Origin of the sequence: Natrinema ejinorense (genome assembly GCF_002494345.1) — an archaeon.
Taxonomy (GTDB): Archaea; Halobacteriota; Halobacteria; order Halobacteriales; family Natrialbaceae; genus Natrinema; species Natrinema longum.
Genome location: NZ_NXNI01000001.1, coordinates 181,870 through 204,660, shown reverse-complemented (window position 1 = coordinate 204,660; position 22,791 = coordinate 181,870). Strand labels below are relative to the sequence as shown.

The following is a 22,791-nucleotide window of genomic DNA, read 5'->3' as shown; positions in this document are numbered from 1 at the left end:
AACTACACCAGCGGATTCAGGTACAAACGTCTCAAATCGAGCTGACTTCTCTTCGATCTCGTTTGTAGCGGTGTTAGATCCCGAAAACGTGCCCGGACGTGTGGTGCTTCCGGCCGTCGGCGCTCGTATTTTTCCGACCCCGTGAGACCGAAACACGGATTTAGCCTCGTGAAACAGTATCGGACGAGATGATCCGTGGTGGCACGCTCACGATCCGTCTCGAGCAGGTGATCGGCCCGTGACCGCGGTCGCGATCACGGACGCAGTCGACGCCTATCTCCAGCGAAAGGCCGTCGGCGATCCCGACAGCTCGGGTGCGGGTGCCTACGCCGCCAACGCCGAGTCGATCCTCCGGCGATGGGCCGAGTGGCTCGAGCGGGAACACGAGATCGGTTCGATCGTCGCGCTGTCGGTTGAGCACATGCACGCCTACGCCACGGAACTGCGTCGTCGAACCGAACGCGGGGAGTACACTGCGTCGACCGCCGACACCTACTACGCCGTGGTGCGGGCGTTTCTCTCGTGGTGTGTCCGCGGCGGGATCCTCGAGGACAATCCCGCGGCGAGCGACCGCGCCGAGGCTGCGCTACCGACGGCCGAGACGCGATCGCCGAACGACTCCTGGACGGCCGATCGGCGCCGCGAACTCGAAGGATACGTCAGGGAGCGGGCACTCGAGGCCGGCTCGCGTTCGACGAGGGAGCGACGCACGCGGTTGCGCGAGTACGCGATGGTGGCCGTCCTCGCCCACTCGAGCGTCCGCGGGGCCGAACTGTTCCGGGCGCCCGAAGACGACCGACGAACGGGTGCGACCTGGGACGACGTCGACTTCTATACGGGGACGATCCGCGTGCTGGGGAAGTCCCAGCGCCTCGAGGACGTTCCCCTCCCCGCCCGTGCCCGGACGCCGTTGCGTCGGTATCGGGTCGTTCTCGATCCGCCGTCGAACGACTGGCCGCTGTTTCCCACGGGGCACGCGCCGTCGATCGCGAGTCGGGTGCGAGCGAGCCTGCACGAACGGGGGTACGACGAGAGCGAGATCGACGCCCTGTTCACGGACGCGACGGCGATGGAACTCGCACGCGAGCGATCGATCGCGCCCCCAGCGATCACGACCGAGGGCGCCCGATCGGTGTTGAAGCGCCTCTGTGAAGGGGCCGGCGTCGACGTCGACGGGAACTACCTGACGCCACGGGGTGTCCGTCGAGCGGAGACCGACGATCCGTATCGACGCGAGGCGACGGCATCGAAGCCGACGCTTCGGGCATCGGTACTCGAGCAGTCGATCGCCGTGCCGAACGACCAGCCGTCGATTCGCGATATCGACGCGGGGCCCCACGACGAGTCGACGGAAACCGACTGATGAAAGCACCGGGTTGCTGTCGGAGGAGTCGATAGTCGGGTAGCCACAGGAAGCGGCGGTTCGGGTTGTGGGAGCCGGTCGGTTTCCCTAGACGAGCAGCCAGAGGAGTACCGTCAGGAGGAGCGTCAAGAGGAGGACGGTCGTCCCGATACCCGTCCGGAGGTGGATCGTGGACGGGCGACCGCCGTCGGTCGGTTGGCGCTCGTCGCCGTCGACCAGCCAGTTTGGAAGCCGGCCGGCGGCTGCGTCGACCGCGAGGACGGGATTGTTGCCGATCCAGTAACAGCGCGTGACCGCGCCCACGACGGCCCGGTCCACGGCAGCATAGGTCTCGGTGACGGCGAGCATCGTCCAGCGGCTGACGCTGTAGGTCGCGGGGTAGACGACCATCGCCGGATCGCCGAGGTCGAGTTTCGAGAGCGGCTTCCGGACGACGGCGAACCCGACGAGGCCGAGCGCCGTCAGGATGCCCGCTGTCCGGAGGTGACTGGCACTATAGGGGTGGAGTTTGCTCTCGCCGCTAGGATACGCGAACTCGAAGTGACCCGCACTTTCGTGAATCGTCGGCGCCAAGTCCGCCAACCCTTGCCACCAGACGCCGAAGAGAAGACAGGCACCGCCCAGTCCGAGCATCGCGACGGTCTGTCCGGGTTTGGCATCGGCGACCTCGATATCGCTCTCGCCGTGGAAGAAGACGTAGTAGCCGAGCTTGATGAACGATAGGAGAGTGCCGATCGCGCCGAGCCAGAGCAACCAATACAGCGCCTGGAGTTCCGGCTCCCCGTAGTAGTGAGGATTGGCCGCGTCGAAGAGCATCCCCTTGCTCACGTACCCGTTGAAGCCCGGAATCGCGGTGATCGAGAGTGCGCCGAGCCCGAACCCGATCGCGGTCAGGGGCATCTCACGCCAAAGCCCGCCGAGTTTGTAGAGGTCCTCCTCGCCGGTCCGGTAGATGACGACGCCGACCGCCATGAACAGCAGGCTCTTGAACAGGATGTTGTTGAACAGGTGGCTCATCGCGCCGGCGACGGCGAGCTCGGAGTACACCGTCGTCCCAATCCCGATTCCGGCGACGATGTAGCCCAGCTGCGCCTGGATGTGATAGGACAGCAGCGCCCGCATGTCGTGTTGTAATAGCGCAAAGGTCGCGCCGTAGACGGCCATCAGCCCGCCCATGTACGCGATATAGATCCCGAGGTCGCTCTGGGCATCGACCGGGAACGCCCGGTAGAGGACGAACGCGCTCGTCTTCGTCGTGTACACCGAGAGGAAGACGGAGGCCGCGATGTGCGGTCGCGGATAGGTGTCGGGCAGCCACGTGTGGACGCCGATGAAAGCGACGTTGACGCCCATCCCGAGTACGGCGAGTAAGGCCGGAATGCCGTCAGCGATACCGCCCGCGTCGTAGACGAACGTGCCCGCCTGGATGTAGTGGACGGCGACCGCCATCATCACGAGCACGCCGCCGGTGCCGTGGAACAGCGCGTACCGGAAGCCGGCTCGGACCGCCTCGCCGCCGTAGTGCCAGACCACGAGCGTGCTGGTGACGGCCATCAACTCCCACATGAACAAGAGCACGAGCCAGTCGCCGGCGAAGGCCGCCCCGATCGACGAGGCGACGTAGACGAGCGCGAGCGCGACCAGCGTCTCGCTGGCCTCGCTCGAGTAGGCGTAGATGACGCTACAGACCCCGAGGAAGCCAAGGCCGAGGCCGACCATCCGGGAGAAGTCGTCGACGTAGAAGGGGACGACCTCGAAGCCCAGGAAGGTTCCAGCCAGGTGTTGGCCCTCCGGTGCGACCAGCGAGACCGCCAGGACGGCCGCGAGGCTGAGTGCGCCGACGGCGAAGCCGGCGATCCGTGGCAGGACGAGCACGAGCAGCGCCGCCGCGAAGACCAAAAGCGGCGGGTAGGCCATCGAGAGGACGTCGAGTGCCATTAGTCGGTCACCTCCGTCACGAGTTCATCGAGGGGAGCGGTTCCCAGCTTATCGAACGGCATCCCGAAGACACCCTCGACGATCTGTCTCGCCAGGTCGAGGAAGACGGCGTAATCGGGGCCGATCCCGAGGACGACCGCACCGGTCGCGATCACGGCGATCGGCGCGAGCATGAGCCACGTGCTCTCGGTAAACGGCGAGTGTCGTTGCCAGCCGTCGGCGGGCGGCCCGCCCGTGAGGTGGTCGTCGTGATCGCCGTGGTGGTCGACGGCGTCGACGGCGTCGTCGTGGTCGTCACCAGTGTCGTCGTGATCGACGGGGTCGTCATCGGAGCGATCGGCGACTTCGGTTGGATCAGGCGACGCATCAGCTGCGTCGGCGGTCGTGTGGTCGCTCGGGTATTTGTCGACGGCGTACTCGGCGTCCCCGTCCGGTTGACCTGTGGGTTCCGTGTCGGACACCGCCGAGGAGTCCGACGGTTCTCGGTCGCGTCGGCCCTGTTCACCGCCGTCCGTGGCGATGCCGTCGTCCGGTTCACCGGGCCCGTACGAGCGGAGCACGCCGCCTCGGGGGAACTCGAGCAGCGGTTTGGCGTCGTGTCGGTCCTCGCTCTCGAAGAAGGCGGTGTAGACGACCGGCCAGAAGTAGGCGACGTTGAGGACGGCCGACAGGAGCAGTGCGGCGGCGAACAGCCAGTACTCGCCGCCCATGGAACCGGCTCCGATCAGCATGTAGAACTTGCTGACGAAGCCGGCGATCGGCGGCAGCCCGGCCATGCCGGCCGCGCCGACCGTAAAGGCAGCCATCGTCAGCGGCATCCGTTTGCCGATGCCGGCCATCTCGCTGATGTAGTCGGTGTGGGTCTCGACGTGGATCGCACCGGCACAGAAGAACAACGTGAGTTTCGCAAAGGCGTGTGCCGGAATGTGGAAGAGAGCACCCACCATCGCGTAGGGATGGAGCATCGAGAGGCCGAGGACGATGTAAGAGAGCTGTGCCGTCGTCGAGTAGGCGAGCCGGCGCTTGAGGTGATCCTTCCGCATCGCGATGATGCTCGCAGCGGTCAGCGTGAACGCGGCGACGAGCGCGACCGGGATGTTCAACCCGACCTCGCCGATACCGGGCACGTCCAGTGGCAGGTCGTGAATCAGTCCGGGCCCGTAGACCTCGAGAATGACGCGAGCGATGCCGAACGCACCGGATTTGACGACCGCGACGGCGTGGAGCAGCCCGGAGACGGGCGTAGGCGCGACCATCGCGTCGGCGAGCCACGAGTGTAAGGGCATCAGCGCGGCCTTGACGCCGAAGCCGGCGATCAGGAGGAAGAAGGCGGCCTGTGCGTAGACCGGCTCGGCCCCCGCGGCCGTCGCGAGTGCCTCCATCCCGCCGGCCTCGAAGGCCAGCGTCGGGTCGCCGACTACGCTCGTCAGCCAGTAGATCATGACCGTGCCGGCGAGCAGGAAGACCCCGCCGCCGAAGAACGTGTACGTGAGGTACTTCCGGCCGGCGATGCGGGCCTCGCTGTCCTCGTTGTGAGCGACCAGCGGGTAGGTCACCAGCGACAGCAACTCGTAGAAGACGAAGATCGTCACCAGGTTCGCCGCGAACGCGATCCCGACGGCGGCCGAGAGGCTGGCCGCGAAGGAAGCGAAAAAGCGCGTCTGGGAGTGTTCGTCGAGCCCGCGCATGTAGCCCGTTGCGTAAAAGGACGTGAAGATCCAGAGGAAACTCGCGAGCAAGGCGAAGAAGACCCCCAGCGGATCGGCACGCAGGGCGAAGTCGACTCCCGCGAGGAACTGGATCCCCGTCGAGTCCGCGAGGCTCCACCGGAAGGTTTCGCCGCCCATGACCGCGGGGAGCATGCTGACGACGATCCCGAACTTCGTGAGTGCGGCCAGCACGGACCACCCTTCGCGGAGGTTCGGCCGGCGATGCGACGCGACGATCAGGGCGATGGCGACCGCCGACACCAACACGGCGGCGAGCGGTCGGATGTCTTCGACCATTAGTTGAACACCTCCGTCAGGAACGGCTCGAGCAGGTCGGCGAACGCACCGCCCGAGAAGCCGAGGGCGACGGCACCCAGCGCGGCGACGACGACGACCGCGACCATGCCGACCGAAACGGCGTCTGCGCGGTCAATCTCGGCCGCGGCGTCGGCATCACCGCCGTCCGTCGCGACCGGGCCGGACGCGCGCGGCGATTCGACGGCCGCGGGCGGCGTGAAGTACATCTTCTCGAGCAGGCGGGCGGCGTAGGCGAGGGTGAGCATTGTACTGAGGAAGATCACGGCGGCGACGGGCCAGAGCCGGGACTCGACGGCACCCAGCGCGATGTACCACTTGCCGACGAAGCCGACGCCCGGCGGGACGCCGACCAGCGAGAGCAAGAGGACGGCCATCGAACCGGCGACGATCGGCCGCTCTTTCGCGAGGCCGGCGTACTCGTCGACGGTACGAGCTCCGTAGCTCGCGGCGACGAGCGCGACGCCGAGGAAGAGACCGGCTTTCAGGAGTCCGTGGCCGACGAGGTGGATCGCGGCTCCGATAAACGCCGTCTCGGAACTGCCGGCGATGACGACCCCGTAGGCGGCGATGACCAGCCCGAACTGCGAGACCGAGGAGTACGCGAGCATCCGTTTGACCTCGGTCTGGATCACGGCCAGCACCGTACCCGCGAGGACGCTCACGCAGCCGACGGTGAGGACGATCGCGGCCGCGTTCGACATGCCCGCCAGATACTCGACTTCGAAGACGGTGACGATCAGCCGGCCGAAGGCGTACGCGGAGGCCGTCGAGACGAGCGCCGCGATCAGCGGCGTCACGCCGTCGGGGGCCTGCTGGTAGGCGCTTGGCTGCCAGGTGTGCAGCGGCCACTGGGCGACTTTGACGGCGAAGCCGACGACGATGAACGCGAAGCCGGTCCGGATCAGCGTCTGACTCTCCGCAGCGGGGATCGCGTCGGCGAGTTCGAGCATGTTCAGCGTCCCCGTCGCCATGAAGACGAAGGCGACGCCGATCAGGTACATCGACGCGGCGATCGTTCCCAGAATCAGGTACTTCAGGGCGGCGACCGCCGACTCGGGACCGTCGCCGCTCGCGACCAGCGCGTAGGTCGCGAGGCTCGTGATCTCGAGGAAGACGAACAGGTTGAACACGTCGCCGGTCAGCGAGATTCCCAGCAGCCCGCCGACGAGCAGCAGGTAGGCGGTGTAGAACGTGTTTCCGCGCGGACCGCCCCGTCGCGTGTACGCGAGGACGCCGGTGGCGACTGCGGTCACGAGCAGGACGATCAGCATCGAGAACTCGTCGGCGACGAGTTCGATCCCGTACGTCCGTGGATAGCCACCGAGCTTGTGATGCACCTCTTCTCCACCGGTGTAGACGACGCTCGCGAGAGAGACGGCTGCGCCGAACAGGCCAAGCGTCGTGAGCCCGGCGACGGACCAGCCGGTCCGGTCGAACCAGAGACCCAGCGCGATCGGGAGCGTCGCCGCGAGGAGCGGGCCGACGATCAACAGCGGCAACAGCAGGTCGACGCTACTCATCGGCACGCACCTCCCTGAGGGTATCCTCGCGGAGCGTCCCGTACTCCGCGTAGATGCGGATGATCAGCGCCAGGCCGACCGCGGTCAGCGCGATGCCGACGACGATGGCGGTCAGGACGATAACCTGAGGCAGCGGGCTCGCGACCATGACCTCTCCAGGAACGCCCTCGTGGGGAACGATGGGTGCCGACCCTCCCTCGATGTAGGCCATCGAGATGAAAAACAGGAAGATGGCCGTCTGGAAGAGATTGACGCCGATCAGCTTCTTCACGAGGTTCTCGCTGGCGATCACCATGTAGAGCCCGATCCCCAGGAGGACGACCATCAGCACGTACGTGTAGTAGTTCGAAAGGAACTCAATCATCGTCGCTCACCTCCACGTCGGTCGAGTCGGAACTCTCGTCGGCGGTGTCGGTCTCGCGGATACCGCCGGTTCCGCTGGGCCGCTCGGGCGTAAAGCCCGCCGCCATCGTGAAGAAGAGGCTGATGATGACCCCCGAGACGATCAGCGAGATGCCGCCGATCTCGACGGCCTCGAGCCCCCACTTTGGCTTGATGTGGAAGACCTCTTTGAGCTGGTAGAACTCGAGGAACTCCCCGCCGAGGGCGACCATCGCGAGGCCGATGGCCCCGAAGATGACGACGCCGCCGGTGACAAGGCCGACGAGGACGGAGTTTCGCAGCCACTGGCGGGTCGGTTCGATCCCGAAGGCGAAGGCGAGCATGAGGACCGTGACGCCGACGATGGTACCACCCTGGAAGCCGCCCCCGGGGGCGTCGCCCCCGTGGAAGGTCATGAACAGCCCGTAAGTGAGCGTAAACGGTGCGATGATCTTGACGGCGGTCATGATCACCTGACTCTCGGTGTAGGTATCGTCGACGGACATTAGGCGAACACCTCGCGTTTCAGGACGACGAGCGTCGAGACGCCGGCGGCGAAGACGACGACCGCCTCGCCGAAGGTGTCGAAGCCACGATAGGCCGCGAGCACGGCCGTTACCGCGTTCTCGACGCCGGTGTCGTTGTACGTCTCCGTGATGTAGTGTTGGGTAACGTCGAGGTTCGACCAGACCGGCGTCTCCGTGCTGCCGACCGGGTACATTTCGGGCACGACTGCAGTACACAGCAGGAGCACGAACGCGCCGACGACGGCGACCGCCGGCAGGTGGATCCGCTCTCTGAGCCGGTCGGTCGTGGGTCGGGTCGTGCGTGCGATCGTTAGCAAGAGCAAGAGCGTGGTCACGCCGGCCCCGATCGCGGCCTCGGTCATCGCCACGTCGGGAGCCAGCAGGAACGTGTAGAGAATGGCCATCCCGAGGCTGTAGGCTCCGAAGACGACGATCACCGATAGCACGTCCCGGAACAGCGCCGTCGCGACGGCCGTCGCGAGGACGAAGACCACCAGGGAATAGGCGAACAGACTCATGTCGTTTCACCGTCCGTTTCGTCCGTCTCCGCGTCCGTTCCCTCCTCTGCGAGGATCGGTTCGACGCCCGTTTCCGCGGCCGAGCGGGCAATCGCGTGGGCCGCCGTCGGGTTCGTGATGAACACGAAGAACAGCAGGAGGACGGTGTAGATCGCCCCCTGTTTCCAGCCGAAGGCCACTGCGACGCCGGCGAGTGCAAAGCCCGCGCCGAGCGTGTCCGTCTGGGAGGCGGTGTGGGCCCGCGCGTAGATGTCCGGGAGCCGGATGACGCCGATCGTCGAGACGAGCGTGAAGAACACGCCCAGTCCCAGCAGGACGACGATCGTCCAGAACCGGATCGTCTCGATCACAGCACACCACCTCGCTCGACGGTAAACTTCGAGATGGCGATCGACATCAGGAAGTTCAACAGGGCGTAGATCAACGCGACGTCGAGGAACCACGCCTGGTCGAGCCCCGCAGCTAACAGCGCGAGGATGACGACCGTGTTCGTCCCGAGAACGTTGACCGCGAGCAGCCGGTCCTGCGTCGTCGGTCCGACGACGGCGCGATAGAACATCGCGATCGCCAGCACGACGAACAGCCCGGCCGCAGCGAGGAAGACGTCCTCGAGCGACGTCGGCGTCACAGCTCGTCACCCCCGACGATTTCCGCGTCGTCGCGTTCGCGCGGCGAGGGGATCGCCGCCGAATCGCGGCCGTAGAAGACGAACCGGATCCCGCGCTCGAGGCCGCCGTCGAAGAGGTCCTCGCGGGCGGCGGGAATCAGCGTGTGGACCAGCAGCTGCTGGTTGTTGGCCCGGACCGTCAGCGTGCCCGGCGTGAGCGTGATGCTGTTGGCTAACGCGGTCAGGGGTAGCCCGCTTCGCACGCGGGAGTTGACCTGCGTCAGCGTGGGTTCGATCGGCATCGACGGCCGAAGGATGACGGCCGAGACCGCGATGTTGGCCTTGACGATCTCCCAGAGGAGATACGGGATGTACAAAGCGAACCGGACGACCCGCAGCGGAGACTGAACGCGATCGAGGGGGACGGTAAACGTCACCCGTGCGAGCGAGACGGCGACGATACCGGCGACCGCCGCGCCGGTCACGAGATCGAACCAGTAGGTCGGATCGCCGAGCACGAGATAGAAGCCATAGGAAATCAGGAAGGTCGCGAACAGGCGGTCGAAATCCTCGGTCCCGCCGGTGAGGCGTCCGCGGCGAGCCGATCGCTCGACCGGTGCCTCGTCGTAGGCCAGCCCGATGCGCTCGAGCTCGCGCTCGAGGGGCTGGAGCAGCTGTGCGGTGACGCCGGGCTGGTACTCCGGATCGAGAACGACGCGGTCGATCCCGTGGTCGTCGGCGTAGGCGTCGAAGATCTCCGCGTAGTCGCGGGGACCGAAGAGGTACTCGTCGGCACCGAGTCGCGCCGTTTCGATCGTCACGTCGGCCTCGCCCGCGTCCTCCTCGACCCAGTTGCGCGCTCGCGAGAGCAGTCCGTCGGCGTCCTCGCGGTACTGGTCGCTCTCGGGGACATCGGCGTCGTAGGGCATCGCGACGACGAGGTGGCATTCGAGCGAGTCAGCCCCCTCGAGCCCCGACTGGACGGCGTAGCTAACCGTCTGCCGGACGGTCACCGTGTCCGACAGCGGAACGAGCAGGCGTTCAACCGCCACGGCGTCTCCCTCCTGGTGACCGTCGTTGGATACTCATAGCACTCGTTGGTACTCGAGTCAAGCGGTAGCCGTAGGAAAACGATTTCGTTATTCCCCAGTTGTCCCCCATTTCCGTGCCGTTCCCTGAAACGATCGTGACATTCAGGCCCCGTTCGGGCCGAACGGTCGGCAGAAATGAAATCCGTCCCCGCCGGCGGGCGATCGGTAGTTTTACAATCCGAGTTTCAGTAGACCAAGCTAACTTGCATGACGACAACCGAAACCGTTCACGACCGAATCGGAACCGCACGTAACGAACTCACGACCGCACAGCTACTGGCCGTTTTCGCACTCGCCGCGGCGGTGCTGTTTACGCTGCTGTTCCTTCAGGAGCCACTGGCCCACGACTCGATGCACAACTTCCGACACGCGGCCGGCGTCGTCTGTCACTGAGACCATGCTCATCGACTACCTCGAGCGGGGCGTGCTCGCCGGTTCGGTCGCCGGCATCGCGTACGGAGCATACATGACGTTCGTCGCGAATCCACTGATCGGCCACATGGAGGGACTCGCCGACGGTGGTGAGGCCGAGGGCCACGCTCACGGAGCGGGCGAACACGCCCACGCTGCCGGCGGCCACGCTCACGAAGCGGGCGAGCACGCCCACGCGGTAAGCGAGGCGACCACCGCTGCCGTGAGTATCGGCAGCGGCGTCCTCTGGGGGATCTTGCTCGGAGGGATCTTCGCGCTCGCTTTCTACTTCCTCGAGCCGGCCCTGCCCGGCCGCGGGCGAGCAAAGACCTACGTGCTGGCCGGGGCCGGTTTTCTCACTGCCTCGGTCGCGCCGTGGCTGGTGCTTCCCCCGACGACGCCCGGTGCCGAACAGGCGTTCGATCCCACGCTCCGGATCGCGATGTACGTCGGGATGATGGCCGTCGGTGCGGGCGTCGCTGTACTCTCGATCTACGGCTACAAGCGCGTCTCGAAGCGAAGTCGACCACTCGGCGGCATCACCGCTGCGGTCCCGATCGTCGCGCTCGTCGCGATTACCACGGTCGCAGCGCCGGCGATCGTCGACTCCGGTGCGATGCCGGCCGATCTCGTGGCTGCGTTCCGCGGACTGACCGTGCTGAGCCAGGCCGCACTTTGGGCGCTCGTCGCCGGCTCGTTCGGCTGGCTCCAGACGCGGGCCGGCGTTCGATCGGCGACCGATCGACGCGACGACCTCCTGGCCAGTCCATGAAGAACCGTACCGAGGAACATCGCGAACGCCTCGACGCACACGTCTTCGTCTGTACGAACGACCGCGACTCCGAGTACGCGAGCTGTGGTACGGCCGGTGCCGAGGAGACGGTCACGGCGGTCAAATCGTGGCTCCGGGAACGGGACGCGTTCTGGACGGCGGTGTCGGTCAGCGAAACCTCGTGTCTGGGGCTGTGCAGCGAGGACGGGACCGCGATGACGATCCAGCCCCGCAACACCTGGTACTCGGACGTGACACCCGAGACGGTTCCCGAACTGCTCGAGTCGGCGTTCGGGCCGAACGCGGAGCGGATCGACGACGGCTGATACGGGCCGTTGTCACCGGGACCCGGCACACCCCCACAGCGGCGCGCGGCTGGGCGGACGCTGACGGGAGCCCGTATGAGCAGGGACATCGTCGAACGACCGGGCGCGAGCGCACAACCGTTTTATCTGTGGTCTTCGATACCACGTCCGAAACAGATGCTCACCTGGCCGGACGAGACGCTCTACGAGGGAGTCGCGGCAGTCGCGACGTCCCATCCCGACCGTCGAGCCGTCGTCTTCGAGGAAACGGTATGGAGCTACGGCGACCTGCTCGCGGAGAGCCGTGCGCTCGCCCGTGGGCTCGCCGACCTCGGCGTCTCGGCAGGCGACGTCGTCGCCGTCTGGCTCGGCAACCGCCCGGAGTGGATCGCCTGCCAGCTCGCGACCGCCGCGCTGGGCGCGGCGGTGGTCGCGGTCAACACTCGGTATCGAACCCACGAACTCGAGTACATGCTCCGGGATTCGGGCGCGAGCGTTCTCGTCACCCAGGACGCGCTACGTGGACGGGACTACCACGAGATGCTGGCGACGGCCGTTCCCGAGGTCGCGAAACAGTCGGCCGAGGCGTTCGATCCCGCTTCGATTCCGGACCTCGAGGCGGTCGTGAGTCTCGAGCCGTCGGCTGCCCTGCCGGCACTTCGGGGCTACGACGACGTCCTCGAGGCCGGTGCGCAACGAGAGTCGGCGGCGTTCGAGCCCGCGACCGACCCGAGGGCACCGGCGGCAATCTTCTACACGAGCGGGACGACGAGCGAGCCGAAGGGCTGTCTGCAATCGAGTCGGTCACTGCTGAACCACGCCGCCCACGTCGCGACCCATCTCGGCGTGACCGAGGACGACGTCGGCGTCGCGACGCTCCCCTTCTGTGGCATCTGGGGGTACAACACCCTCTTCAGCGTCCTCGCGACGGGCGGAACGCTCGTCGTACAGACCCACTTCGATCCCGGCGAGACGATCCGGCTCGTCGACGAACACGATGCGACGTCTCTCACGGGACTCGGCGTGATGTTCGAACGCATGCTCGAGCACGACGTCTTCGAGCCCCCGCGAGTCGAGACGGTGGGTAAAGGCGTCGTCGGTTTCATCAGCAAGGGATTCGACGAGGCCCTGTTCGATCGTATCGAATCGACGTTCGGCTTCCCGGTGGTCCAGCCCTACGGCCTCTCGGAGGCCAACAGCCAGATCTTCGTCGGCGAGCCGTCGGACCCGGCCGAGCGACGAAAGCGGGTCGGCGGGCCGCCGATCCATCCGGCTATCGAGGCGAAAATCGTCGATCCCGAGACGCGCGAGGAGCGACCGGCGGGCGTGGAAGGCGAACTCGCTATTCGGGGCTATCTCCTCGCGGACGGCTATCTCGGAGCGCCCGAGGCGACAGCTGAGGCCTTCGACGATCAGGGGTGGTTCTACACGGGCGATCTGGCCGAGACCGACGCCGACGGCTACGTCTACTACCGGTCGCGCCTCGACGACGCCTTGCGGGTACGTGGCTTTCTCGTAGCGCCCCCCGAGATCCAGACCGCCGTCGAGGAGCATCCAGACGTGTACTCGTGTGAGGTCGTCGGTGCCCCGCACCCGCGCCACGGCGAGGTGCCGGTCGCGTTCGTCGTTCCCGACGGCGAGGCCCTGACTCCCGGGGAGCTCGAGGGATTCCTCGACGATCGCGTGGCCGATTACAAGGTTCCTGCGACGTTCGAGTTCGTCGACGAGTTCCCGACGACGGACGGGCCAAACGGGGAAAAGGTTCAGAAGACGGTCCTCCGAGAGCGGGTCCGGGATCGGTTCGGAGCGTAACGAACAGGGCTGCAATTCCGGAAACCGAGGGAGTGTGGCACAACGCTTTTCTCCCGACTGGATGTGGGTACCCCGATCGACTCCGACTCCCTCGAGTTCGCTGCCGAACCGATGCCGGCGCTGGGCGAACATACCGACGACGTACTCGAGGCGCTGGGCTACTCGAGCGAGGAGATCGACGACCTCCGTTCCCGGGACGTGCTCTGATCGTCGCCGTTTGGATCCGTCGGTGACCGGCGGCCGCTCGAACAGTCAAGTACGTCCACCCCCTACGGATCGGTGTGTTCATCGATCCCGATCGACTCGAAACACGGCTGCACGAGGAATTCGGCGGGACGAGCGGCGGGTCGCGCGTCGTCGTCCGACAGGCCGTCGATCTCGCTGATTCCGGCCAGTACGAGGACGACGCCGGGACGACGCTGACGAACGACCTCGTCATCGACGAACTGGCGGCCGCTCCCGACGGGGGGCCACCGGAGCGGTGGAACTGGTGGATCGGATCGCTCGAGGCAGCATACGGCGGCTACGACCGGTTCGGGATCCGTACGTACAGGAAATGATCGATCCGTACCGATGGCAACACCGATTAGCGTCGACGACGTAGGAACGGCTATGAGCGAACTGTCACGACCCGTCTGGCCGTCGTACCCGCTGTCGGCGCTCGTCGCCGGGCTCGGCCACTGCTACCTCGGCCGGTGGAAGCGCGGCGTGATCTGGTTCGTCTGCTACGGACTCGCCCTCGCGTTCCTGAGCGCACGGTCGCTCTCGGGCGCACTCGAGCCGGGCGACCCCTTCGTCGTGACGGCATTGCAGTTCGACGCGGTGAGCTATACCGAGGTCGCCGTTCCGCTCGCGATCCTGCTGATCTGCCTGCTCGACGTCTATCTCATCGGGCTGACCGAGCGGACCGAGGCGCTGGCGACCGGCCCCGACGAGATTCACTCGCGGACGTAAGCGGATCCCGACAGGGGCGTGAACGGTACCCGACCGCGAAGTCGTGACCGATCGCCTCGGTATCGGGCTCCCGAGCCGTTCCCGTCGCGTTCCCCGCCCCGCGTGGTTTTTGTATCCATCGGCCGAACGTCGCGTATGGGACGACTCAGTTCCGTCCTGCTGAAGGGAATCGGCGTGCTCGTACTCGCGTTCGTCGTGTTGAGCGTCGTCGGGACGATCGTCGGTATCGCGCTCTCGGTCCTCGCAACCGTCCTCTCGGTGATCGTGACGGTCGCCGTCCTGGCCGTGTTCGTCCTGGCGATCATCGGATTGGGGTCCCTCGTCGGTGGCGGTACCGAACGCGACTCACAGCCCCCAGAGCGGTCCGGAGGCCGAGTCGATCCGGAAGCACACCTTCGCTCGCGGTACGTCGCCGGCGAACTCGGCGACGCGGAGTTCGAACGGGAACTCGAAGGGGTGCTCGACGCGGACGATTTCGGTGCCGAGGACGGCATCGAGACTGGTCGTTCGCGTCGTCGACACCGGGAACGGTAGTGGAACCGGATGGAGGGAGAAGGGGTCGACGAGCGGGTTCGGCCGGGCACGGACGGGTCCGTTACTCGTCTAATGCTTCTATTCTGCTCACCACCTCGTCGGCCGTTTCGACCGACGTTTCGCCCGAGAACGCGTACAGGACGACCCCGAGGACGCACCATCCGAGGACGATGAGCCACTCGTAGGGCCACAGCAGTGCGGATTGACCGCCCGGCAGATAGAGCGCGATGAAAATCGCCGTCGTCACGAACCCGACGATCCCGACGACCGGACCCGCCGGGACTTTGTATGGCCGATCCATGTCGGGTTCGCGATAGCGCAAGACCAGGAACGAGACGACGACGATGAACCAGGCGACGACGATACCGAGTCCGCCCGCGTTGACGATCCACGTGAGCATCTGTTCGCCGAAAAACGGCGCAAGCGCGGACAGACCGCCGACCAGCAGGATCGCGTTACTCGGGGTATTGTGTTCCGGGTGGACTTTCGAGAGCGGTGCCGGAATCATTCCCGACTCGGAGAGAGCAAAGAGGGCTCGACTGCCGCCGATGATGAACGCGTTCCAACTCGTGAGAATGCCCGCAACACCCGCGAGAGCCATGATTTGGCCGGCGGCTGGACTGTCGTACAGTTCGGCCATCGCCGCCGCCGCAGGCAGCGAACTATCGATCAGGGCGCTACCGGGGAGCGCGCGACTCGAGCCCCAGATGACGGCGATATAAAACACTGCGGCCAACCCGACGGAGAGGATGATCAACAGCCCCAGCGTTCGCGCCGGAATGTCGGCTTCTTCGGCCGACTGCGGAATGACGTCGAAGCCGACGAACATAAACGGCGTCATCAATACGACGGTGAAGATGCCAGCGGTCCCTGCACCGAACGCGCTATCCGGTGACGGGTGTCCGTTGGTAATCGCCCCGGAGATCAAGACGACACCGGCGAACGCGATAATGAGGGTCATGATGATCTGGAACTGTGCGGCGATCCGAATCCCGATATAGTTCAGGTACGTGATGCCGATCGTTCCGAGGACACCGACGAGAACCCACGTCGCGTACACCGGTTCGCCGGCGATATCCCAGAGCGGGACTGCATTGAAGCCGGGGATAATGAAGGCCATCGCGGACGGGAGCGCGACTGCTTCGAACGCGGCGACGGTGACGTACCCGAAGATGATCGCCCATGTACAGACGAACGAGCCGATCGGCCCGAGAGCGCGGAGACTATAGACGTGTTCACCCCCGACTAACGGCATCGAAGCGGCGAGTTCGCTGTAAATTATCGCGACGATCCCGACGACGAACGCACCGCCGAGAAACGCGACGATCGCTCCCAGTGGGCCCCCTTCGTGGATCCAGTCACCAGCGAGAATGATCCATCCCCACCCGATCATCGCTCCGAACGCCAGAATCAGCATCTCTTTTCTCCCCAGTGCCTTCTCCAAGCCGCTCTGTGTGGTCTCTGACATGGTATTGGTTGTGATACCGTAGCATATGTCGCATAAATACGACCGTACTTATACTTTTCGCTGATGTTGTATATATAGCAAATACAGCACTAGATAATGGTCAGAATCCAACTTACACAACCCATATTGTACATTTTATAGCAGACGGATGTCAGCGGTGGGGGCTCCCCGGCGGAAGCGGGCAACCACCAGCGCTCGAGAACCATTGCTCGAGGACTATCGGCTAAACGATCGCTCAACCAACCACTCTGTACCACATCCAATAAAAATTCCTATGTTGTCTAATTTCCCATTTGTGGCCCATATAATCAGAACCGAACCAAATATACCCTAGGAGTGTGACTACGACCCATGGCCGTAGGCCCATCGATCGACGACCTTCACTTCGCGACCGAACCAGCGGTCGACGAAGTGCCGGGACCGAACTCACGGAAACTACTGACGCGGCAACGAGAGATCGATAGCAACGCGGTGGCGTATCCGCGCCGGATTCCCATCGCGCTCGAGGAGGCACGGGGGGCGACGGTTCGGGACGTCGACGGGAACACGTTCCTCGACTTTTTCGCGGGGATCGGCGTCCTGAACGTCGGTCACTCCAACCCCTACGTCCTCGAGGGGACCCAGGAGCAACTCGAGTCGGTCGCACATACGATCGATTTCCCGACCGAAGCACGGATCGACCTCATCGAGAAACTACGAACGATCGCTCCCGGCGGCTTGGCCGGCTCGAGCAACGTCGTGTTCGGCGGTCCAAGCGGGAGTGATGCGATCGAGGGGTCGATCAAACTCGCCAAACACAACACCGGACGCCACGGGATCCTGGGCTTCGAGGGGGCGTATCACGGGACGACCGCCGGCGCACTCAGTCTCACCGCGGGCAAGAAGTACAAAAAGGGGTACGGGCCGCTGCTGGCGGACGCCGTTCACGTCCCGTATCCGACGCGGGACGCGGGCGCGGGTGGCCGAGAGGCCTGTGAGCGGTGTCTCGACGCCGTCAAGCGGAAATTCGAGGCACCCTACGGCGGTCACGAAACGCCCGCCGGAATCTGGGTCGAGCCGATTCAAGGCGAGGGCGGCGTCGTCGTCCCCCCGGAGGGCTTTCTCCAGGGGCTTCGTGACATCGCGGACGACAACGATGCGATGCTGATCGTCGACGAGATTCAGACCGGGCTGGGACGAACCGGCGAGTGGTTCGCGACCGACCATTTCGACGTCACTCCAGACGCGATCACGATGGCGAAGGCACTCGGCGGGACCGGACTGCCGATCGGGGCGATGCTCTATCACGAGGACTTCGACACGTGGGGACCCGGCGGCCACGTCGGGACCTTCCGCGGCAACGCGCCGGCGATGGTCGGCGGGCTTCGAGCGATCGAGTACATCGAATCTCACGACCTGCTGTCCCACGCGACGGCGCTCGGACAGTACCTCCGCGATCGACTCGACGAGGTCGCGGAGACGACGCCGGAATTGGTGGACGTACGGGGCAAAGGGCTCTTCGTCGGCGCGGAGTTCGTCGACGCCGACGGCGACCCCGACGCCGACCTGGTCGAAGCGATCCAGACCCGCTGTTACGAAAACGGGCTCCTCGTCTGGAACGCCGGTCGACACGGGAACGTCTTGCGGCTGATACCGCCGCTCGTGCTCACCCGTGAACAGGCGGAAGTCGGGATGGACATTCTCTGTCACGCGATTCGAGCGACCACCACGGAGGGGACCAACTAATGTTCGATTTCCTCGACCTCGAGTCGGAACTCACGGACGAAGAGCGCCTGATCCGGGACACGGCACGCGAGTTCGTCGACGACCGAATACGTCCGGACATCGGCGACCACTTCGAGAACGGGACCTTCCCCACCGAGTTGATCCCGGAGATGGGCGATATGGGGTTTTACGCACCCAATCTCGAGGGCTACGGCTCGCCCAACGTCTCCGAGACGGCCTACGGGCTCTTGATGCGGGAACTCGAGGCCTGTGACTCGGGGCTGCGGTCGATGGCGTCGGTACAGGGCGCGCTCGTGATGTACCCGATCCACACCTACGGCTCAGAGACGCAGAAGGAAGCATGGCTGCCGAAACTCGGCAACGGCGAGGCCGTCGGCTGTTTCGGGCTGACCGAACCCGAACACGGCTCGAACCCGTCGGCGATGGAGACCCGCGCCGAAGCCGACGGGGACGGCTACGTGCTGCACGGCTCCAAAACCTGGATCACGAACTCGCCGATCGCTGATGTGGCTATCGTCTGGGCCCGCGACACGTCGGCCGAGGACGACCCGGTCCGCGGGTTCCTCGTCGAGACCGACCGCGACGGCGTCACGACAAACAAGATCGACGACAAGCTCTCGCTGCGCGCCTCGATCACGGGCGAGATCGGACTCAACGGCGTGTCCGTTCCCGAAGAGAACGTTCTGCCCGGTGTCTCCGGAATGAAAGGACCGCTGTCCTGCCTGACGCAGGCTCGCTTCGGCATCGCCTGGGGTGCCGTCGGTGCCGCTCGCGACTGTTTCGAGGCCGCCCGGCAGTACGCGAAAGACCGCGAGCAGTTCGGCGGGCCGATCGGCCGGTTCCAGCTCCAACAGCGCAAGCTCGCGGAGATGGGCACCCAGATCACGCTGGCCCAACTGCTCGTCTCCCGTCTGACCGAACTCAAAGAACGCGGGGAGCTGCGTCCCCAGCACGTCTCGATGGCCAAACGCAACAACGTTCGGATGGCGCGCAACCAGTCACGGATCGCCCGCGAGATGCTCGGCGGGAACGGCATCACCACCGACTACTCGCCGATGCGCCACATGGCCAACCTCGAGACCGTCTACACCTACGAGGGGACCCACGACATCCACACGCTCGTCCTCGGCGAGGAATTCACCGGGATCCCCGCCTACGAGTGAGCGGTCGACGATGGGGACCGCCGTCATCGGCGCGAGCGGACGCGAGGAGGGCTACTCCTCGTCGGCCGACAGGCCGTGTGCCTCGAGAAACGATTCGAGCCCGTAATCGCGCAGCGTGCCGATTCCCTCGCTCGTCTTGATCGTCGAGATGACGAACTTCGAACTCGTCCGGGTGATCTCGTCGATCGATTCGTAGTCTTCGACGAGTCTCTCGACCATATCCCGCGAGGTCAACCGCCCGATAACGACGAAGTCGGTATCCCCCATCGTGAAATACACCTGGTTGACGCCCTCGATAGCGGCGAGTTGCTCGCCGACTCGCTCCTGATACCCCTCACCGAACTCCGCCCAGATCTCGGAAATGACAGTGAGCCCCAAACCGATCTCGTCGAGATCGAGTTCGTACAGATCGTTCGTGATGACGCCCTCCTCCTTGAGGTTCTGCAAGCGGTAATGCACCGTCGACTTCGGGATGCCCGTCTCCTCGTGGAGCACTTCCGTGTTGTCGGTCTCCCGATCAGCGATCGCAAAGAGAATCTTGATGTCCCGCTCGTCGAGTGTGTTGTTCATTCGTGCGTTCGTTTGACGTACCTGAACCTATTCTTTTTCGGTGACCACTCCGCCGGAGTCCGTTCTCGAGCGTGATCCCACCCGGCCGAGCGTGGCCGGTGTCCTCGCGTTCCGCCTGATCGACTGGGGCGTCGATCGTCGGCCCGAAACGGATGGGCGGAGTGATCGCGCTCTGATCGATGCGAGTGACGGGACGGTAACCGATGGCATCAAACGGGCCGGGCCATTACCGCTCGGTAATGGACGTACGGTTTCTCGGCGGTGCCGGCGAGATCGGTCGGAGCGCGCTCTGTATCGACGAGACGCTCGTGCTCGATTTCGGGATGGACTCGGGGAACCCGCCGTCGTTTCCGATCGGTGACGTCGATCCCGCGGCCGTCGTCGTCAGCCACGGTCACCTCGACCACGTCGGCTCGGTGCCAGCGCTGCTGTCCGGCGACGCACGTCCCGAGATCCACTGGACGCCGCCGACCTACGACCTCACCATGGTACTCGCTCGGGACACGCTGAAGCTCCACGGCGGCAGCTACGACTGTCCGTTCACCGAGGCGGAACTCGCCCGCGTCGCGGAAGTCTCCGAGACCCACGGCTACGAGGAGTCCTTCGAGGCCGCGGGCTACGAGATCACCTTCTTCGACGCCGGCCACGTCCCCGGTAGCGCCCACGTGCTGGTCGATGACGGCGACACCCGCCTGCTCTACACCGGCGACTTCCACACCGAGGAGCAACGGCTGCTCGCCGGAACGACCGCACGGCCCGACGCCGACGTCGTCGTCTGTGAGAGTACCTACTCGGACGTGACTCGACCGCCTCGCGAGGAGATCGAACGCGAATTCGCCGAGAGCCTCCGGACGACGATCTGGGAGGGCGGTACTGTCATCGTCCCCGCATTCGGCATCGGCCGGACCCAGGAAGTCCTCTGCATCTGCGAGGCGTACGACCTCGAGTGCTACGTCGACGGAATGGGCAAACGCGTCACGGAACTGTTCTTGCGCGATCGGAACCGCGAGTTCCTTCGCGATCCGGAGCTGTTGCGCCGGGCGAGGGCCAACGCCCGGTTCGTCGACGGTCGCGACGGACAGCGCGAGCGGATCGCCGAACAGAACACGGTCATCGTCACGACGAGCGGGATGCTTCACGGCGGCCCCGCGATGACTTACGTGCCCGCGATCCGAGCCCATCCGACGAACAAGATCGCAATGACCGGCTATCAGGTCGAGGGGACGCCCGGTCGCGATCTCCTCGAGACCGGCAGCGCCGAGATCGACGGCCGAGTGATGCCGGTCAGCGCCCGGGTCGAGCAGTACGACTTCTCCGCGCACGCGGACCGGGAGGGGCTCGACGCGTTCCTCGAGTCCTACGGGGACACGCGAGTCCTCGTCAATCACGGCGACCGCTGTGCGGCGTTCACCGACGAACTGCGCGCGGACGGCTACGACGCGACCGCGCCGGACCTGGGCGCGCGCCTCGAACTCTGATCGGGCCCCGTCCGGCACGGGCAACGCCGACCGTTTTCCGACGAGCGACCGTCGTCGTGGCCATGACTGTCGACGACACCGACGCCGACCCCGGTCCCGACGCTGACGACATCCCCGCCGATCTCGAACTGAGCGACGCCGAACGGGCGGCTCTCCACGAACTCCAGTTGGGGATCGAACACGTCTACCGCGCCTACGGCACCTTGCTCGAGTTCCACCACGAGCTCGGCCACGCGATGGATCGGATGGGCGAGGCCGAAGATCGCCTCCGCGAGGCCGGCCGCGAGGAGTGGGCGAACGAACTCCGGGACGACCACCTCCCCGCGGGCGCGGTCAGCGACCAGTGGACGTTCGAACTCGTCGAGGAGTTCTCGGGGACGTTCCTCGAGGAGGTCGACGCGTTCGAGGACGTCGTCAGGGACGAACTGGCGGACGGCATCGATCACGTGACCGAGCGCCGCCAGAAACAGCGACTGCGGGACCGCGCTCGGCGAGAGGAGTAGGGGCGGAACGGGTGCAGTATCGCTGACGGGTCCCCGACCGGCGCAGTGGTCGAACGCGGCTGGTGGGGACGGTCCATCTCGGCCTCGAGAGACGTGACGACGGTCGTGAGACGGCGGCTAGAACCGATCGAGTACCTCGTCGGCGAACGTCGACAGCGCCGCCTCACGGTCGTCGTTTTGAATCCCGACGATCGCGTGATCGAGTCCGTACGACTCGAGCCGGCGGAAGTAGTCTCGGAACCACCCGACGCCGGCTCGATAGCCGAGGTGGAGCGGCTCCGGCTCGGCCGTCGGATCGTCGGCCAGCTCGACCCGGACGGCGATGGTAAACGGTTTCTCGCCGGCGGCCTCGCGCCAGTCCGTAAGATAGTCCTCGAGCGTCCGTTCGGGCAGGTGATAGAACAGCCAGCCGTCGCCGTGCTCGGCGATCCACTCGCGGGACTGGCGAGCGTGGCCGGTCGGAAGGAGGGGGAGCGTCTCGGTCGTCGGTTTGGGAACCACGTCGAGGTCGCCCTCGAGGCTCCCCCACCGGCCCTCGAGGTCGGGGAACTCCTCGCGCCAGACGGTCCGGAGCGCGCCGACGCGCTCGCGGAACAGTTGGCCGCGTTCGCCGGGATCGACGTCGAAGGCGGGGTACTCCGGATCGCGGTCGCCGGAGGCGACGCCGAGGACGAGCCGCCCGTCGGAGAGTCGGTCGACCGTCGCCGCGGATTTCGCGACGTGGAGCGGATGGCGGAGCGTGAGGACGATACTCGAGGTCCCCAGCGCGATGTCGTCGGTGTGGGCGGCGACGTGGGAGAGCCACGGCCAGGTGTCGAACGTCTGGCCCGAATCGCCGAACTTCGGCCAGTAGGTCGGGACGTCGCGGGCCCAGAGCCCGTCGAACCCGACCGACTCGGCGTGCTGTGCGAGGTGTAGTTCGTCCGCGACGGTCGGCGTCGAGCGGTTCGCTCCCGTGAGCGGAAAGCCGGCACCGAAGGTCAGGCCGTCGCGATCGAACAGGCGTCGATAGCCAGCGTTCGCGTGTCCACCGGCAGGCATTCGGTCGTGCTATCGGGCCAAGCGATATGACGGTGACGTTGTCCGGTGTCGTTGCCGGAGTCGGTGGGCAGTCCTCGACGGCG

25 protein-coding genes are annotated in these 22,791 nt (G+C 65.6%); 13 read left to right on the top strand and 12 right to left on the bottom strand.

The genetic code is table 11. The features are described 5' to 3' along the window. Positions 1-238: 238 nt before the first annotated feature. The gene (locus tag CP557_RS00940; RefSeq protein ID WP_097378178.1) at positions 239-1,363 is read left to right on the top strand and encodes a tyrosine-type recombinase/integrase; all 1,125 of its coding nucleotides are present in this window, start codon (positions 239-241) and stop codon (positions 1,361-1,363) included. Between the two features lie 87 nt (positions 1,364-1,450). Here CP557_RS00940 and CP557_RS00935 read toward each other — a convergent pair whose 3' ends face one another. From CP557_RS00935 to CP557_RS00895, 9 genes are read right to left on the bottom strand one after another with little or no spacing between them, the layout of a single operon-like run. Then, positions 1,451-3,301 carry a Na(+)/H(+) antiporter subunit D gene (locus CP557_RS00935; protein WP_097378177.1) on the bottom strand — a complete coding sequence of 617 codons (1,851 nt, stop codon included), beginning with the start codon at positions 3,299-3,301 and terminating at the stop codon, positions 1,451-1,453. Beyond that, entirely contained in the window at positions 3,301-5,307 is a 2,007-nt protein-coding gene (locus CP557_RS00930) for a proton-conducting transporter transmembrane domain-containing protein (protein ID WP_097378176.1), read from the bottom strand. Before CP557_RS00930 ends, CP557_RS00935 begins: the two co-directional genes overlap by 1 nt. Continuing rightward, positions 5,307-6,848, bottom strand: coding sequence for a proton-conducting transporter transmembrane domain-containing protein (locus tag CP557_RS00925; RefSeq protein ID WP_097378175.1), 1,542 nt, complete (start codon positions 6,846-6,848; stop codon positions 5,307-5,309). The genes CP557_RS00930 and CP557_RS00925 overlap by 1 nt, the downstream gene beginning before the upstream one ends. Then, a complete protein-coding gene (locus CP557_RS00920; protein ID WP_097378174.1) occupies positions 6,841-7,212 on the bottom strand; it encodes a cation:proton antiporter subunit C in 372 nt (123 codons plus the stop codon). The genes CP557_RS00925 and CP557_RS00920 overlap by 8 nt, the downstream gene beginning before the upstream one ends. Continuing rightward, complete coding sequence (locus tag CP557_RS00915; protein WP_097378173.1) at positions 7,205-7,735, bottom strand: MnhB domain-containing protein; 531 nt, start codon at positions 7,733-7,735, stop codon at positions 7,205-7,207. The genes CP557_RS00920 and CP557_RS00915 overlap by 8 nt, the downstream gene beginning before the upstream one ends. Further along, the gene (locus CP557_RS00910) at positions 7,735-8,274 is read right to left on the bottom strand and encodes a DUF4040 domain-containing protein (protein WP_097378172.1); all 540 of its coding nucleotides are present in this window, start codon (positions 8,272-8,274) and stop codon (positions 7,735-7,737) included. Before CP557_RS00910 ends, CP557_RS00915 begins: the two co-directional genes overlap by 1 nt. After that, positions 8,271-8,624, bottom strand: coding sequence for a monovalent cation/H(+) antiporter subunit G (gene mnhG, locus CP557_RS00905; RefSeq protein WP_097378171.1), 354 nt, complete (start codon positions 8,622-8,624; stop codon positions 8,271-8,273). The genes CP557_RS00910 and mnhG overlap by 4 nt, the downstream gene beginning before the upstream one ends. After that, positions 8,621-8,902 carry a cation:proton antiporter gene (locus CP557_RS00900; protein WP_097378170.1) on the bottom strand — a complete coding sequence of 94 codons (282 nt, stop codon included), beginning with the start codon at positions 8,900-8,902 and terminating at the stop codon, positions 8,621-8,623. The genes mnhG and CP557_RS00900 overlap by 4 nt, the downstream gene beginning before the upstream one ends. Next, positions 8,899-9,933: a monovalent cation/H+ antiporter subunit E gene (locus tag CP557_RS00895; protein WP_097378169.1), complete on the bottom strand. Its 1,035-nt coding sequence runs from the start codon at positions 9,931-9,933 to the stop codon at positions 8,899-8,901. Before CP557_RS00895 ends, CP557_RS00900 begins: the two co-directional genes overlap by 4 nt. A 246-nt stretch (positions 9,934-10,179) precedes the next feature. Between CP557_RS00895 and CP557_RS00890 the strand changes: the two genes are divergently transcribed. The 8 genes from CP557_RS00890 to CP557_RS00855 all read left to right on the top strand — a co-directional run bounded on the left by CP557_RS00890 (position 10,180) and on the right by CP557_RS00855 (position 14,760). After that, a complete protein-coding gene (locus CP557_RS00890) occupies positions 10,180-10,365 on the top strand; it encodes a CbtB domain-containing protein (RefSeq protein WP_097378168.1) in 186 nt (61 codons plus the stop codon). 4 nt (positions 10,366-10,369) lie between these two features. Then, entirely contained in the window at positions 10,370-11,155 is a 786-nt protein-coding gene (locus CP557_RS00885; protein WP_097378167.1) for a CbtA family protein, read from the top strand. Continuing rightward, positions 11,152-11,481, top strand: a complete 330-nt coding sequence (locus tag CP557_RS00880; RefSeq protein WP_097378166.1) for a (2Fe-2S) ferredoxin domain-containing protein — start codon at positions 11,152-11,154, stop codon at positions 11,479-11,481. The genes CP557_RS00885 and CP557_RS00880 overlap by 4 nt, the downstream gene beginning before the upstream one ends. A 75-nt stretch (positions 11,482-11,556) precedes the next feature. Beyond that, positions 11,557-13,272, top strand: coding sequence for a class I adenylate-forming enzyme family protein (locus CP557_RS00875; protein ID WP_245852852.1), 1,716 nt, complete (start codon positions 11,557-11,559; stop codon positions 13,270-13,272). Positions 13,273-13,335: 63 nt separating this feature from the next. Continuing rightward, entirely contained in the window at positions 13,336-13,479 is a 144-nt protein-coding gene (locus tag CP557_RS00870; RefSeq protein WP_245852850.1) for a hypothetical protein, read from the top strand. Between the two features lie 74 nt (positions 13,480-13,553). After that, on the top strand, positions 13,554-13,832 hold the full coding sequence (locus CP557_RS00865; RefSeq protein WP_097378164.1) for a hypothetical protein: 279 nt from the start codon (positions 13,554-13,556) through the stop codon (positions 13,830-13,832). Between the two features lie 52 nt (positions 13,833-13,884). Continuing rightward, positions 13,885-14,226 (top strand): hypothetical protein, encoded by a 342-nt coding sequence (locus tag CP557_RS00860; RefSeq protein WP_097381473.1) that lies wholly within the window; start codon positions 13,885-13,887, stop codon positions 14,224-14,226. Between the two features lie 135 nt (positions 14,227-14,361). Further along, on the top strand, positions 14,362-14,760 hold the full coding sequence (locus CP557_RS00855; RefSeq protein ID WP_097378163.1) for an SHOCT domain-containing protein: 399 nt from the start codon (positions 14,362-14,364) through the stop codon (positions 14,758-14,760). Positions 14,761-14,821: 61 nt separating this feature from the next. Here CP557_RS00855 and CP557_RS00850 read toward each other — a convergent pair whose 3' ends face one another. Next, on the bottom strand, positions 14,822-16,228 hold the full coding sequence (locus tag CP557_RS00850) for an APC family permease (RefSeq protein ID WP_097378162.1): 1,407 nt from the start codon (positions 16,226-16,228) through the stop codon (positions 14,822-14,824). Positions 16,229-16,579: 351 nt separating this feature from the next. On the opposite strand from CP557_RS00850, the gene CP557_RS00845 reads away from it, so the two are divergent. Together CP557_RS00845 and CP557_RS00840 are read left to right on the top strand one after the other, a co-directional pair. Beyond that, the gene (locus tag CP557_RS00845; RefSeq protein WP_097378161.1) at positions 16,580-17,953 is read left to right on the top strand and encodes an aspartate aminotransferase family protein; all 1,374 of its coding nucleotides are present in this window, start codon (positions 16,580-16,582) and stop codon (positions 17,951-17,953) included. After that, positions 17,953-19,116 carry an acyl-CoA dehydrogenase family protein gene (locus CP557_RS00840; RefSeq protein ID WP_097378160.1) on the top strand — a complete coding sequence of 388 codons (1,164 nt, stop codon included), beginning with the start codon at positions 17,953-17,955 and terminating at the stop codon, positions 19,114-19,116. The genes CP557_RS00845 and CP557_RS00840 overlap by 1 nt, the downstream gene beginning before the upstream one ends. Before the next feature lie 51 nt (positions 19,117-19,167). On the opposite strand, the gene CP557_RS00835 is transcribed toward CP557_RS00840, so the two are convergent. Continuing rightward, a complete protein-coding gene (locus CP557_RS00835; protein ID WP_097378159.1) occupies positions 19,168-19,686 on the bottom strand; it encodes an Lrp/AsnC family transcriptional regulator in 519 nt (172 codons plus the stop codon). Between the two features lie 239 nt (positions 19,687-19,925). On the opposite strand from CP557_RS00835, the gene CP557_RS00830 reads away from it, so the two are divergent. After that, positions 19,926-21,164 (top strand): MBL fold metallo-hydrolase, encoded by a 1,239-nt coding sequence (locus CP557_RS00830; protein ID WP_097378158.1) that lies wholly within the window; start codon positions 19,926-19,928, stop codon positions 21,162-21,164. Between the two features lie 62 nt (positions 21,165-21,226). Continuing rightward, positions 21,227-21,667, top strand: coding sequence for a hypothetical protein (locus tag CP557_RS00825; protein ID WP_097378157.1), 441 nt, complete (start codon positions 21,227-21,229; stop codon positions 21,665-21,667). 117 nt (positions 21,668-21,784) lie between these two features. Here CP557_RS00825 and CP557_RS00820 read toward each other — a convergent pair whose 3' ends face one another. Continuing rightward, entirely contained in the window at positions 21,785-22,708 is a 924-nt protein-coding gene (locus CP557_RS00820; protein ID WP_097378156.1) for an LLM class oxidoreductase, read from the bottom strand. Between the last annotated feature and the right edge of the window lie 83 nt (positions 22,709-22,791).